General features: G+C 73.9%; 11 protein-coding genes and 1 tRNA gene. 7 read left to right on the top strand and 5 right to left on the bottom strand.

Annotated features, from left to right (window positions below; genetic code table 11):
- Positions 1 to 31 precede the first annotated feature (31 nt).
- Positions 32 to 592 (bottom strand): single-stranded DNA-binding protein, encoded by a 561-nt coding sequence (ssb, locus tag P3T27_RS30580; RefSeq protein ID WP_280684343.1) that lies wholly within the window; start codon positions 590 to 592, stop codon positions 32 to 34.
- A 634-nt stretch (positions 593 to 1226) separates the two neighbouring features.
- Between ssb and P3T27_RS30575 the strand changes: the two genes are divergently transcribed.
- Positions 1227 to 1302: transfer RNA gene (locus P3T27_RS30575), tRNA-Arg, on the top strand.
- A gap of 300 nt (positions 1303 to 1602) precedes the next feature.
- Here the strand turns inward: P3T27_RS30575 and P3T27_RS30570 are convergent.
- The gene (locus P3T27_RS30570; RefSeq protein WP_280684341.1) at positions 1603 to 2220 is read right to left on the bottom strand and encodes a TetR/AcrR family transcriptional regulator; all 618 of its coding nucleotides are present in this window, start codon (positions 2218 to 2220) and stop codon (positions 1603 to 1605) included.
- 77 nt (positions 2221 to 2297) lie between these two features.
- Here P3T27_RS30570 and P3T27_RS30565 point away from each other — a divergent pair, with 77 nt between their 5' ends.
- Positions 2298 to 2846 (top strand): GNAT family protein, encoded by a 549-nt coding sequence (locus P3T27_RS30565; protein ID WP_280684339.1) that lies wholly within the window; start codon positions 2298 to 2300, stop codon positions 2844 to 2846.
- 85 nt (positions 2847 to 2931) lie between these two features.
- On the opposite strand, the gene P3T27_RS30560 is transcribed toward P3T27_RS30565, so the two are convergent.
- Positions 2932 to 4413, bottom strand: coding sequence for an MFS transporter (locus P3T27_RS30560; RefSeq protein ID WP_280684457.1), 1482 nt, complete (start codon positions 4411 to 4413; stop codon positions 2932 to 2934).
- 192 nt (positions 4414 to 4605) lie between these two features.
- Between P3T27_RS30560 and P3T27_RS30555 the strand changes: the two genes are divergently transcribed.
- The 3 genes from P3T27_RS30555 (at position 4606) to P3T27_RS30545 (ending at position 6924) form a co-directional block, all read left to right on the top strand.
- Positions 4606 to 5295 carry a TetR family transcriptional regulator gene (locus tag P3T27_RS30555; RefSeq protein WP_280684337.1) on the top strand — a complete coding sequence of 230 codons (690 nt, stop codon included), beginning with the start codon at positions 4606 to 4608 and terminating at the stop codon, positions 5293 to 5295.
- A 35-nt stretch (positions 5296 to 5330) separates the two neighbouring features.
- Positions 5331 to 6140 carry an enoyl-CoA hydratase/isomerase family protein gene (locus P3T27_RS30550; protein ID WP_280684335.1) on the top strand — a complete coding sequence of 270 codons (810 nt, stop codon included), beginning with the start codon at positions 5331 to 5333 and terminating at the stop codon, positions 6138 to 6140.
- A 184-nt stretch (positions 6141 to 6324) separates the two neighbouring features.
- Positions 6325 to 6924, top strand: a complete 600-nt coding sequence (locus tag P3T27_RS30545) for a hypothetical protein (protein WP_280684333.1) — start codon at positions 6325 to 6327, stop codon at positions 6922 to 6924.
- A 53-nt stretch (positions 6925 to 6977) separates the two neighbouring features.
- Here P3T27_RS30545 and P3T27_RS30540 read toward each other — a convergent pair whose 3' ends face one another.
- Positions 6978 to 8204 carry an acyl-CoA dehydrogenase family protein gene (locus tag P3T27_RS30540; RefSeq protein ID WP_280684331.1) on the bottom strand — a complete coding sequence of 409 codons (1227 nt, stop codon included), beginning with the start codon at positions 8202 to 8204 and terminating at the stop codon, positions 6978 to 6980.
- A gap of 147 nt (positions 8205 to 8351) precedes the next feature.
- On the opposite strand from P3T27_RS30540, the gene P3T27_RS30535 reads away from it, so the two are divergent.
- Positions 8352 to 8975, top strand: a complete 624-nt coding sequence (locus P3T27_RS30535) for a TetR family transcriptional regulator (protein WP_280684329.1) — start codon at positions 8352 to 8354, stop codon at positions 8973 to 8975.
- Positions 8976 to 9081: 106 nt separating this feature from the next.
- On the top strand, positions 9082 to 10542 hold the full coding sequence (locus tag P3T27_RS30530; protein ID WP_280684327.1) for a cellulase family glycosylhydrolase: 1461 nt from the start codon (positions 9082 to 9084) through the stop codon (positions 10540 to 10542).
- A gap of 31 nt (positions 10543 to 10573) precedes the next feature.
- Here P3T27_RS30530 and P3T27_RS30525 read toward each other — a convergent pair whose 3' ends face one another.
- Positions 10574 to 12598, bottom strand: a complete 2025-nt coding sequence (locus P3T27_RS30525; protein ID WP_280684325.1) for a M3 family metallopeptidase — start codon at positions 12596 to 12598, stop codon at positions 10574 to 10576.
- Between the last annotated feature and the right edge of the window lie 130 nt (positions 12599 to 12728).

Raw genomic sequence — 12728 nt, 5'->3', positions numbered from 1 at the left:
ATATTTGTCGACAGTTAAGGTCATCGACCAGTCAGATCAGCGCAGCCTGCTCGTCACCTCCCGGCTCCCCCTCGGCCACCCGGCTCCGCTCCCCCGCGGCCGCGGCCGCCTGCGCCGAGGCCACCGCCGAGGCCTTCCGCGCCTCCAGCGCGTCCGCGATCCACCCCGGCACCAGCTCTCCTCCGGCCTGCGCCCCGGCCGGCCCCGCCGTGCCCGGCGGCTGCCCGCGCACCCCCGCCGCCCAACGGAACGCCGAGGTACCGCGAGTGAGGTCGTGTCCGACCGATCGGGCGTCGATCTCGACCTTGGTGCGCTTCACCTCTCCGTCGACCCACTCCCGCACCCGCAGCCGACCGCTCACCAGCACCGGATCACCCTTGGCGAGCGAGCCGATCAGGTTCACCGCCAGCGCCCGCCAGGCCGTCACCGTCAGCCACTGCGTCTCGCCGTCCACCCAGCACTCGCGCTGCCGGTCGTACCGGCGCTCGGTGCAGCCGAGCCGGAAGTTGGCCATCGGCACCCCGCCCCCCGTTTCGCCGTAGCTCACCTCCGTCGCGACATTGCCGACGACCGTCACATGCGTCTCGCTCACAGCGCACTCTCCGTTCTCGCCGATGCACCGTACGGAATCGACCGGTGCGCGTTGAGAGTGCGCTTCACGGGAAATCCCCGCCAGGGAGTTCCGAAATCCTGTGGATAACTCGACGCTGTGGAAAACAGGGGTCACTCGCAGGGGTGAATTTCGGCCTTTCAGCCGCCCTTCACGCCCATCTCATCGCGGCCATGACAACAAACGGGCTGCTCGCCGACCCCCACCGGCACGCCCCGGAACGCCCGGAGTCGACCGTCCGCGCACGTCACCCGACCGAAGGAACCCGAATACGGCCCCCCTCCCGCACCGATGGCGGCACATTCTCCGTGCCGAATCCATAACGGGTGGGGCGGCAGCCCCGTAACGACTGCACAACGTCCGGCGCGGAACACTGCCAGACCGCTGCACTCACGGCGTTCACCTGCGATTATCGGACCGCTCCACCGAACCGACACACCAACGGCGGTGTCGTCGAACCCGGCCGAGGAACTGGGCACCCTTATCCTGTCCCCGACAGGGCGAGGGCCCACCAACCCCCACCCCCACCCTCAGGTACGGGGCCGGACACGCGCGCCCTCGGCGCTCGTCGCCCGAACCCGGCCACGGTCACGCCCACCCGGGCGCAGCCCGTCCCGCCCCCATAGCTCAGCGGATAGAGCACCCGCCTTCTAAGCGGTAGGTCGCAGGTTCGAATCCTGCTGGGGGCACCACCCTGCCATTCCCGCAGGCCGCCAGGCCTGCGGTCGCATTGCCCGGCCGCCGCGGACCGCCCGGAAATCCCGTACACCGGCCGCCTGATTCCGCGTACCCACCGCGCATAACCCGTGACGATGCGTGTCATGGACGCAGCCGAAATCCCGGGCGAATCACGCCCCCGGGACAATTGCCCCCAGACGGCCCGCCGACGACCCGAACGGCGGCACGGGCCGATGACCCGACCCGCGGCCCACCCGACAACCCGGCCGGCGGCTCAGTCGGCAACCCAGCAACCCGGCAACCCGGCCGGCGGCTCAGTCGGCGGCCGCGAGCCCGGCCAGATAGCCGTCCAGCAGAGCGGCCTGGCGCTCGGACGGGAACTCCGCCGGGGCGAACAGCGCCTGCACCACCAGGCCGAGCACGAAGGCCTGCGCGCCGGCCGCGAGCGCGGCGGCGTCAGCGCCGGCCGGGAGCTCCCCGAGCCGCTGGGCGTCCGCGACGTGCGCCGTGAGGTCCTCGCGCGAGCGGGCGTAGCGGCCCGCGTGCGCGGCCGCGAGCTCGGGATCGGCGAGGGCGACGTCCCAGGAGCCGACCCAGATCCGGTTGTCGGCCGCCGCCGCCCCGTCCAGCGGCAGGATGTCGAGCAGCGCGGCCCGCAGCCGGGCCAGCCCGGCGGGTGGCACCGGGGTGCCGTCGGCGGGGGCGGCGCGCCGGGGCCGGGAGCCGGAGCGCCGGTCGAGCTCCTCCAGCGCGTGGCTCAGCAGGGCCCGCTTGCTGGGGAAGTAGTGCGTCAGCAAACCGGTGGAGGCCCCCAGTTCGGCGGCCACCGCGCGCAGGGTCAGCCCCTCGAAGCCGCGGCTGGACAGCACCCGCCACACGCCCTCGGACACTTCCAGGCGGCGGGCGTCATGGTCTCCACGGGCGGGCGTCATGGCGGCCATCGTACATACCAAACGTTTGTTATGTATGGTTCCCAGCGAGCACCGCGCATCCCCCGAAAGGCCCGCCCATGTTTGCCGTACCGCTTGCCGAGAACGCCGAGCTGCGCCCGCTGGAGCCGTGGCAGGCGGCCGAGTTCCTGGCCCACATCGACCGCGCCCGCGCCCACACCGACCCGTGGATCCCCTGGGCCACCCGCTCCACCGACCTCGCCTCCGCCCGCGCCACCCTGCAGCGCTACGCCGACCAGCAGGCCGCCGACACCGGCCGGATCTACGGCATCTGGCTGGACGGCACGCTGGTCGGCGGCGTGATGTTCGTGGCGTTCGGCGTCGAGTCCGGCAACTGCGAGATCGGCGTGTGGACGGAGCCCGCCGGCGCGGGCCGCGGCCTGGTCACCGCCGCCGTCCGGCACCTGCTCGACTACGCCTTCGTCACCCGGGGCCTGCACCGCGCCGAGTGGTGGACCACCTCGGACAACGCCCCCAGCCGGGCCGCCGCCCAGCGGGTCGGCATGAAGCTGGACGGCGTGCTGCGCGAGTTCTTCCTGCACAACGGCGTCCGGCACGACATGGAGGTCTGGTCGCTGCTGGCCGCCGAGTGGACGTCCGAGGCCTGACCGAACGAGGCGGGGCCCGGTGGACACCCCGTCCACCGGGCCCCGCACCGTCCCTCCCCTCTCAGGGCGCCGCCCTCGGCCGCCCTCAGGCCGCGAGCACCGACGGCTCCTGCCCGGACCGCTCCGCCCCCGCCGCGGCCCCCCGCAGCCGCAGCGCGAGCAGCAGGACCAGCGCCAGCATCCCGCCCGCCGACAGGAACACCACGTCGACGGCGTCCGTGAAGCTGCGCAGCGCGTGCTCGCGGGCCGCGCCGCCGAGCGTCCGGACGGCGCCGAGCGGCCGGCCGGGCTCACCCGCCGCGAAGACCCGGGCCAGCACGGTGCCGAAGAGCGCCGCGCCGAGCGCGCTGCCGAGGCTCTGGAAGAAGCGGATCCCGCTGGTCGCGACACCGAGCTGGTGCCGGGGCGCGGCCTCCTGGACCACCGTGATCAGCTGGCCGATCAGCTGGCCCAGCCCGCAGCCCAACAGGGCGAGTTCGCCGCACACCGCCCACAGCCCGGTGGTCGGCCCGCTGAGGCCGAGCAGGGCGAGGGCCAGGGCGGCACAGCCCGCGCCGACCACCAGGAAGGTCTGCGTGGCGTGGCCGCGGGCGGTCAGCCGGCCGACCAGCAGCCCGACCGCCGTCATCCCGGCCGCCATCGGGATCAGGTAGAGGCTGGCCGAGGTCGGGGCGACGCCGCGGGCGATCTGCAGGTAGAGCATCACGTAGACGATCGAGCCGGTCATGCCCATCCCGACCAGGCCCTGGATCGCGAAGCCGAGCCGCACCTCGCGGATCCGGAACAGCGACAGCGGCAGCACCGGCTCGGCGGCGGTGGCCTGGCGCCACAGGAAGAGGCCGAGCGCGGCCAGGGTGGCGGCGCCCAGCCCGAGGATCACCGGGGAGGTCCAGGCGTGGTCCTTGCCGCCCCACTCGGTGACCAGCAGCAGCCCGGTGGCGAAGGCGGCGACCAGGGTCGCGCCGAGGAAGTCCAGACCGCGACGTCCGGCCGCCGGCGGCAGCTTGATCACCAGGGCGGTGCCGACCAGGACGAGCAGGCCGAGCGGCAGGTTGATGTAGAAGATCCAGCGCCAGCCGAGGTGGTCGGTGAACAGCGCGCCGACCAGCGGGCCGACCGCCATGCCGATGCCCGCGACGATCCCGCCCATCGCGCCGCCCTTGCCGCTGCCGCGCTCGGCCGGGTCCTTGAGATGGGCGATGACCACCATGGTGACGCTCATCAGCCCGCCGCCGCCGATGCCCTGGAGGGCCCGGAAGGCGATCAGCTGTCCCATCGACTGGGCCGCCCCGCAGAGCGCCGAGCCGAGCAGGAAGGTGCCGACCGCGCCGAGCAGCACGCGCTTGGCGCCGTACACGTCGCAGAGCTTGCCGTAGAGCGGCAGCAGCGCGGTGGCGGCCAGGGCGAAGGCGCTGACCAGCCAGGGGAGGCGGTCGACGCCGTGGACGGGGTCGAGTTCGCGGACGATCGGCACGGTGGCCGCGGACACGATGTTCATGTCGAGCACGGCCAGCACGATCGTGACCAGGCAGATCAGCTGGGCCAGGCCGCGCCGGGCCGGGGTCATCAAGGCCGGGTCGGGTACGGTCGGTACGGCGGTCGTCATCGGAAAGTCCCCCCAGGGTCAACGGAGTTCGGCCCGGACCGGTGCGGTCCGGCGGGCAGGCCACCACCATGACAGTGTTTTTGTACCTGGTCAATTCTTCGGCCGAGCAAATTGTTCTTCCCAGTCAATCTTTGGTCCTGGTACAGTCGCCCCATGGCGACGCACACCGGCTTGGACCTCGGACCCGACCGCGACCTCGACGCGCTCCCGCTGCGCGAGCGCAAGAAGATCCAGACCGCCATCCGGATCTGGCGCACGGCCGTCGGACTGTTCGCCGAGCGGGGCTTCGACCAGGTCTCGGTCGCCGAGATCGCGGCCGCCGCCGAGGTCTCCAAGATGACCGTCTTCAACTACTTCCCCACCAAGGAAGACCTGGTCATGAGCCCGATGGAGCAGCACCTCGACGAGTCGGCCCGGGTGGTGCGCGAACGCACCCCGGGCACCTCGGCGGTGGTCGCGCTGCGCGAGCAGTACCTCGCGGCGCTCGAACGCTTCGACCCGGCCACCGGCCTGAACGACGACCGGGCCGTGGTGGACGTGGTCCGGCTGATCCACCGCACCCCGACGCTGGCGATGCGCGCCACGGCCGGTTTCGGCGCCCAGGCGAGAGCCCTGCTGACCGACGAGCTGATCGCCCAGGACCCGGCCCACGACGAGCTCACCGCCCAGATCGCGGCAGCCCAACTGCTCATCACCCGGCTGACCCTGACGACCGACAACCAGCGCCGGATGCTGGCCGGCGAGAGGCCGGCGGACGTCCTGCCCGGCGCCCTCGACCGGGCCCGCCGCGCCTTCGCCCTGGTCGAGCGGGGCCTCGGCGACTACTGCGCCGGCACGTCCTGAGAGAGTGGGCGCACCACGACCGCCCGGAGGTGCGCATGGACCAGCCGCTGCTCACGCGGGACCGCTCCGCCCTGCCCGTCCACGCCGAGGGCTTGCACGCCTACGTCGGCGAGGACGGCGTCGCCGTCCTGGAGTTCGCCCGCCCGCACCGGCGCAACGCGGTGACCCTGGCGATCTGGCGGGAGCTGCCCGAGGTGCTGATGCGCCTCGCCGAGCGGCCGGGGGTGCGCGCCCTGCTGCTCACCGGCGCCGGCGGCACCTTCAGCGCGGGTGCGGACATCACCGAACTCGCCGAGGTGTACGGCGATCCGGAGCGCGCGGACGCCTACCACGCGGTCAACGTCGCCGCCGAGGAGGCGCTGGCGGCCTTCCCGCATCCGACCATCGCCGTGGTGCAGGGCGCCTGCGTGGGCGGCGGCTGCCAGCTGGCCGTCGCGTGCGACCTGCGGTTCGTCGCCGAGGACGCCCGGCTGGGGATCACCCCGGCCAAGCTCGGCGTGGTCTACCCGGCGGTGCCGACGCTGCGGCTGGCCCGGCTGGTCGGCCCGGCCCGCGCCAAGTACCTGCTGTTCTCCGGCGAGTTGGTGGCGGGCCGCGACGCGCTGCCGCTGGGCCTCGCCGAGCGGGTCCTGCCGGGAGCCGAACTGGACGCCGCGGCACTGGAGTTCGCCCGGCTGCTGACCCGGCGCTCGGCCCAGACGATCGGCGCGGTGAAGGCCGCGCTGGCCGTCCCGGCGGAGCAGGCCGCGCAGGCGCTGGCGCCCTGGGAGCGCCGCTCCCGGGAGGCCTCGGACGTGCACGAGGGGCTGGCCGCGTTCCTGGCGGGCCGCCCGGCGCGGTTCTGAGCGGATCGGCCCGACCGCAGCGGGCCGACGCGGACCGGGCCGACAGCAGCCGGCCGACGCGGACCCGTCGACGCGGACCGGGCCGGTGGGCGCCCAACCGGCGGCCCGCGTACGATCATCCGACCGGCGCGCCGAGCCGTCGGACCGCCCCCTCCCCACCGTCCCCACCGGAGCAGCAACCCCGATGACCGAGGCCACGACCGCCCCCACCAGCCGGACGATCTGGGCCCGCCGGGTCACCGACGGCGTCGAGCCGAAGAACGTGATCATCGCGCTGCTCCCGCTGCTCGGCTGCGTCCGCTACGGCTGGGCCGGCCTCGGCTGGGCGGTCTTCGCGGCCCTGTTCGCGGCCGTCATCCCGACCCTGTTCATCCAGCGCGGCATCCGCAAGGGCACCCTGGAGGACCGCCACGTCGGCCACCGGCAGCGCCGGCTGACCGTCATCCCGTTCATCATGGGCTCGGTCGCGACCGCCTTCGCGGCGATGCTCTGGCTGGACGCCCCGGCCGACCTGACCGCGATGGTGCTGGCGATGTTCGCCTCGCTGATCCCGATCCTGGTGATCACCGTCTGGTGGAAGGTCTCCGTGCACACCGCCGTCGCCGCGGGCGCGGTGGTCTGCCTCGGGATCGCGCTCGGCCCGCTGTGGCTGCTGCTCTCCCCGCTGGTCGCGGTGATCGGCTGGTCCCGGGTGGTGCTGCGGGACCACACCACCGCGCAGACCATCGTCGGCGCGGCGGTGGGCGCGCTCACCGCCGGGCTCACCTTCTGGGCGGCCCGTTAGGGCTTGCCGAGCCCGGTCGGGTCGGCCCCCGGCGGGGCCGGCCCCGCCAGGCGTCAGCGGATCGGCATCCCGGATATCGCCCGGGCGATCACCAGCCGCTGGATCTCGCTGGTCCCTTCGAAGATCGAGTAGATCGCGCTGTCCCGGTGCATCCGCTCCACCGGGTACTCCCGGGTGAAGCCGTTGCCGCCGAGGATCTGCATCGCCTGCGCGGTGACCCACTTGGCCGTCTCCCCCGCGTACAGCTTGGACATCGAGCCCTCGGCCGCGGTGAACGGCTGGTTGTTGGCGGCCATCCAGGAGGCCCGCCACACCAGCAGCCGGGAGGCGTCGATCCGGGTCTTCATGTCGGCGAGCTGGAAGGCCACGCCCTGGTTGTCGATGATCGGGCGGCCGAACTGCTCGCGGGTCTTCGCGTAGTCCAGCGCCACCTCGTACGCGGCCCGGGCGATGCCGATCGCCTGCGCGCCGACGGCGGGCCGGGAGGCCTCGAAGGTGGCCATCGCCGCGTTGCCCCTGCCGCCCGAGCGCTTGACGCCCTCGCGGGCCCGGGCCAGCCGCTCGTCCAGCTTCTCCTTGCCGCCGAGCAGGCAGCTGCCGGGCACCCGGACGCCGTCCAGCACCACCTCGGCGGTGTGCGAGGCGCGGATGCCGTGCTTCTTGAACTTCTGGCCCTGGCTCAGCCCGGGGGTGCCCGGCGGGACGACGAAGGAGGCGTGCCCGCGCGCGCCGAGGTCCGCGTCGACGGTGGCGACGACGACGTGGACGGCGGCGATCCCGCCGTTGGTGGCCCAGGTCTTGGTGCCGTTCAGCACCCACTCGTCCTTGGCCTCGTCGTACACCGCCCGGGTGCGCAGCGCGGAGACGTCGGAGCCGGCGTCCGGCTCGGAGGAGCAGAACGCGGCCACCTTGAGGTCGTCCGGGGTGCCGAACATCTGCGGGGTCCAGGTGCCGATCTGCTCGTCGGTGCCGTTGGCGAGCACCGCGACGGCGGCCAGGGTGGTGCCGACGATGGACAGCCCGATGCCCGCGTCGCCCCAGAACAGCTCCTCCATGGCGATCGGGATGCCGACGCCGGAGGGGTCGAAGTACTGCTGGGCGTAGAAGTCCAGTGAGTAGATGCCCAGCTTGGCGGCCTCCTGGATGATCGGCCAGGGGGTCTCCTCGCGCTCGTCCCACTCGGCCGCGGCGGGGCGGACGACGTCCGCGGCGAAGCCGTGCAGCCAGTCGCGTACGGCGAGCTGGTCCGCGCCCGGGTCCAGCGAGAACGTGCTGCTCATGGTGCTTTCCTCCGAAGAAGGGTGCGGCCGACCGGGGGTGTTACCTCGGGTAACATCGTCGGAGTCTGCTACTGATTGGTAACCGGTGTCAACGCCCGGCACCGCCCCCGCACCACCCCGTACACCACCGACCGCGAGGAGCAGCGCATGTCCCGAGAGCCCCGCCGCGAGCAGTTGCTCAACGCCGCCGACCGGGTCATCCAGCGGGACGGGCCGACGGCCAGCATGAACGCCATCGCCGCCGAGGCCGGCATCACCAAACCGATCCTCTACCGGCACTTCGGCGACCGGAACGGCCTGATCAGCGCCCTCACCGAGCGCCACACCAGCGGCCTGCTGGCCGCCATCCGGGCCGCCCTCGCCGAACCGCTGGAGCGCCGCGACCGGGTCGAGCACGTCCTGGACACCTACCTGGCCGGGATCGAGGCCCGCCCGCAGGTGTACCGGCTGCTCACCCACCCCGAACCGGGCGACCCGGGCGGGGTCGGCAACGCGCTCGCCCCCGCGCTGCGGCAGATCGCCGAGGAGATCACCCGGGCCGTCCAGAGCCAGGTCGACCTCGGCGCCGACCGCGACCTGCTCGCCGAGGCCTGGGGCCGGGGCATCACCGGCATGGTGCTGGCGGCCGGCGACTGGTGGCTGAACAGCAGACCCTGCTCGCGCACCCGCATGGTGCAGGCGCTCGCCGACCTGCTCTGGGGCCGCCTGGCCGCCGCCGCGGACCGGCCCACCCCCGCCCTGCCGACCCCTCCGGTCGAACCCGCCGACTGAACCCGCCGGCTGAACTCCTCTCCAGCGCAGCCCCCTTGCGCCGCCCACCGCAGTCCGGGCATCATCGGGCCCCCACCCCTTCGCCGCGTGCCCCCGCGAGGTCCCGATGCACCTGCGCCGCACCGTCGTCGCCCTCCTGCTCGCCGCCGCCGCGGCCCTCGCCGCCGCACCCGCCACCCCCGCGGCCGCACACGGCGGCCCGCCCGCGCGGTTCCCCGCCGGTACGGTCACCGGCCCCGACGGCCGCACCGCCTTCACCGACGCCCAGGGCCGCCGCCTTCAACTGCGCGGCTTCAACCTGGACAAGTACGCCGAGGCCACCGAGGCCGACGTCACGTCCCTGGCCGCACAGGGCTTCACCCTGATCCGGGTGGCGGTCTCCTGGACCAGGCTGGAGCCCGTCCGCGGCCACCTCGACCCGGCCGAACTGCACCGCCTGCGCCAACTCCTCGGCTGGGCCGACCGGTACGGCCTGCTCGCCCTGATCGACTTCCACCAGGACGTCTACGGGCCGAAGTTCGGCGGCGGCGACCGCGGCATCCCGCCCTGGGCCACCCGGGACGACGGCCTGCCGTTCACCCCCGACCCGGACGACTGGTTCGCCGGCTACTTCCAGCCCGCCGTCCAGGCCGCCTTCCGCCACCTCTACGACGACCCCGACCTGCGTGCCTGGCAGGCCGACTTCTACACCCGGCTCGCCCTCGAACTGCGCGGCCACCGCTCGCTGCTGGGCTACGACCTGTTCAACGAGCCGTTCGGCCCGGTGGACGGCGACCCGACCGACCCGGCCGTGCTCGCCGCCGCCTCCGCCGCCCTCGAACAGGGCCGGCTCGCCGACATGTACCGCCGCCTGATCGCCGCCGTGCGCCGGGTCGACACCCGCGCCTGGCTGTTCGTCGAACCGACCGTCCTGGTCGGCCAGGGCGTGCCCACCCGGTTGCCCGGCTTCGAGGACCCGCGCCCCGGCCCGGCCCGGCTCGGCTACGCGCCGCACTTCTACGACACCGCGGTCGAGAACGGCGCCGACTGGGACCCGTCCGACGGCTTCGTCGAGCGCTACACCGCCGCGATCGCCGCCTACCCCGCCGCCCACCGCCTGCCGGTCCTGGTCGGCGAGTGGGGCCCGCCCGACTCCCGCAGGCCGGGCAACACCCAGCTGGTCCGCCGACAGGTCGCCGCCATGGACGGCTTCGCCGAGGGCTGGACCATGTGGTACTGGTGCCGCGGCACCGGCGGCTACTGCGCGCTCGACCCGGCCGGGCACCCCGCCCCCGGTGACGAGCCCGCCTTCGGCCCGTACCCGGCGGCCGTCGCCGGGGCCGGGGTGAGCACCACCGCCACACCCACCGGGCACACCGTCCGCTGGAGCGCCGACGGCACCCGGCACAGCACCGAACTCGTCCTGCCCCCGGCGGCGTTCCCCCGCGGCGCCCGGGTCGCCGCCACCCCCGCCACCGCCCGCGTCGACGTCGAGCAGCCGTACGGCGGGCGGGCCGGCACCGTCCGGATCCGGCTCCCGCACACGAGCCCGGGCACCCCGGTGACGGTGACGGTCACGCCGCGCTGACCGCCACCGGGGCGCACCCGACGGACAACCGCTAGGCCAGCCCCCGCCGCGCCAGCAGCGGCCCGGTCTCCGGCGCCCGGCCGACCACCGCGCGGAAGGACTCCAGCGGGTCCCGGCTGAAGCCGCGCGCCAGCAGCTCGCGCCGGAACAGCTCGCCGCTCTCCCGCACCGGGCGCCCGTTGCCCTCGAACCACTGCACGGTGTCGGCGTCCAGCACCTCCGACCAGATGTACGCGTAGTACCCGGCGCTGTAGCCGCTGGAGAAGATGTGCTGGAAGTACGCCGTCCGGTAGCGCGGCGGGATCGCCGGCACCGCGATCCCGGCCTCCGCCAGCACCCGCGCCTCGAACTCCTCGGCGTCCTCGATCTCCCTGCCCTGCGGCACGGTGTGCCAGGCCCAGTCCAGCAGCGTCGCCGCCAGGTACTCCACCGTCCGGAAGCCCTCCCCGAAGCCCTCGGCCGCCACCATCCGCTCGACCAGCGCGGCCGGCAGCGGCTCCCCGGTCACGTGGTGGCGCGCGTAGCCGGCCAGCACCTCCGGCCGGACCATCCACATCTCGTTGACCTGCGAGGGGAACTCGACGAAGTCCCGGGGCACCGCGGTGCCCGCGAACAGCGGGTACCGCACGTCCGAGAACAGCCCGTGCAGCGCGTGCCCGAACTCGTGGAAGAGCGTGCGCACCTCGTCCCAGGCCAGCAGCACCGGCTCGCCCGGCGCGGGGCGCGCGATGTTCAGGTTGTTCAGCACCACCGGGCGCCGGCCGGTCAGCCCCGACTGGCCCACCAGCTCGTCCATCCAGGCGCCGCCGCGCTTGGACGCCCGGGCGTGGAAGTCGCCGATGAACAGGCCCAGCGAACCGCCGTCCTCCTCGAACACCTCGAAGACCCGCGCGTCCGGGTGGTAGGCGGTCAGGTCCGGCCGCTCGGTGAAGGTCAGCCCGTACGCCAGCTTCGCGGCGAGGAACACGCCGTCGTGCAGCACCCGCTCCAGCTCGAAGTACGGGCGCAGCACCGCCGCGTCCACCTGGTACGACTCCTGCCGCACCTTCTCCGAGTAGTACGCCCAGTCGTGCGCGGCGATCTCCTCGATCCCGTCCGCGGCCGCCACCTTGGCCAGCTCGGCGGCCTCCCGGCGGGCGTTGGCCACCGCCGGCCCCACCAGCCGGGCGAGCAGCCCGGACACCGCCTCCACCGTGCCGGCGGTCTCGTCCTCGACCACGTACGCGGCGTGGCTCGGGTGCCCCAGCAGCGCGGCCCGCTCGGCGCGCAGCGCGGCCATCCGGATCGCCAGCGGGCCGTTGACCGCCGCGCCCCGGCCGAGCGAGGCCGCGAGCAGCCGCTCGCGCACCGACCGGTCGGTGAGCAGCGCCAGTTCGGGCTGGCCGGAGGTGCTCTTCAGAGACAGCACGAACCGGCCCTCGTGGCCGAGCACCCGGGCGTTCTCCGCGGCGGCGGCGACCGCGTCCGCGGACAGCCCGTCCAGTTCCTCGGCCGTGTCCACGACCAGCGCGGCGGCCTTGGTGGCGGCGTTCACGTTCTGCTGGAACGTCGTTCCGAGCGCGGCGAGTTCGGCGTTCAGCCCGCGCAGCCGGGCCTGCTCGGCCTCGCCCAGCCGGGCGCCGGAGCGGACGAAGCGGGTGTGCCGGGTCTCCAGCAGCCGCAGCGACTCCGGGTCCAGGCCCAGCTCGGCGCGGCGCCCGTACAGCTCCTCGATCCGGGCGAACAGCGCGCGGTCCAGGTGGATCGCGTCGTGGTGCGCGGCCAGCAGCGGGCTCACCTCGGCGTCCACCTCGTCGACCAGCTCGCTGGTGTCGGAGGCCGACTGGTTGCGGAACACCGCGTCCACCCGGCGCAGCAGCTCCCCGGAGCGCTCCAGGGCGACCAGGGTGTTGTCCACGGTCGGCGGCTGCGGATCGGCGGTGATCGCCGCGATCTCGGCCAACTGCTCGGCCATCCCGCGCTCGTAGGCGGGCAGGTAGTGCTCCGGCCGGATCGCGGCGAAGGGCGGCAGTTCGTAGACCAGGGCGCTGGGCTTGAAGAACGGGTTCTCGGTCATTTCGCCGACCATACGCCGTGTCCCCGACCCTGCCTATGCGCCCCCGCCCCCGGGACATGCCCGTTGTCGTACCCACCCGTTAACGTCGAGGTCGGACACCCGTAGACCGCACATCCGTGCCCGTACCCGC

It is taken from the genome of Kitasatospora sp. MAA19 (genome assembly GCF_029894125.1).
Taxonomy (GTDB): domain Bacteria; phylum Actinomycetota; class Actinomycetes; order Streptomycetales; family Streptomycetaceae; genus Kitasatospora.
The sequence above is the reverse complement of the archived record's forward strand: the minus strand, read 5'-3'. Positions and strand labels throughout refer to the sequence as shown.

Bases quoted from the DNA above. Each gene is read 5' to 3' on its own strand.
- P3T27_RS30540 (WP_280684331.1), bottom strand. From the start codon at position 8,204: ATGAGCAGCACGTTCTCGCTGGACCCGGGCGCGGACCAGCTCGCCGTA.
- P3T27_RS30560 (WP_280684457.1), bottom strand. From the start codon at position 4,413: ATGACCCCGGCCCGGCGCGGCCTGGCCCAGCTGATCTGCCTGGTCACG.
- P3T27_RS30535 (WP_280684329.1), top strand. From the start codon at position 8,352: ATGTCCCGAGAGCCCCGCCGCGAGCAGTTGCTCAACGCCGCCGACCGG.
- P3T27_RS30545 (WP_280684333.1), top strand. From the start codon at position 6,325: ATGACCGAGGCCACGACCGCCCCCACCAGCCGGACGATCTGGGCCCGC.
- P3T27_RS30555 (WP_280684337.1), top strand. From the start codon at position 4,606: ATGGCGACGCACACCGGCTTGGACCTCGGACCCGACCGCGACCTCGAC.
- P3T27_RS30525 (WP_280684325.1), bottom strand. From the start codon at position 12,598: ATGACCGAGAACCCGTTCTTCAAGCCCAGCGCCCTGGTCTACGAACTG.
- P3T27_RS30530 (WP_280684327.1), top strand. From the start codon at position 9,082: ATGCACCTGCGCCGCACCGTCGTCGCCCTCCTGCTCGCCGCCGCCGCG.
- P3T27_RS30565 (WP_280684339.1), top strand. From the start codon at position 2,298: ATGTTTGCCGTACCGCTTGCCGAGAACGCCGAGCTGCGCCCGCTGGAG.
- P3T27_RS30570 (WP_280684341.1), bottom strand. From the start codon at position 2,220: ATGACGCCCGCCCGTGGAGACCATGACGCCCGCCGCCTGGAAGTGTCC.
- P3T27_RS30550 (WP_280684335.1), top strand. From the start codon at position 5,331: ATGGACCAGCCGCTGCTCACGCGGGACCGCTCCGCCCTGCCCGTCCAC.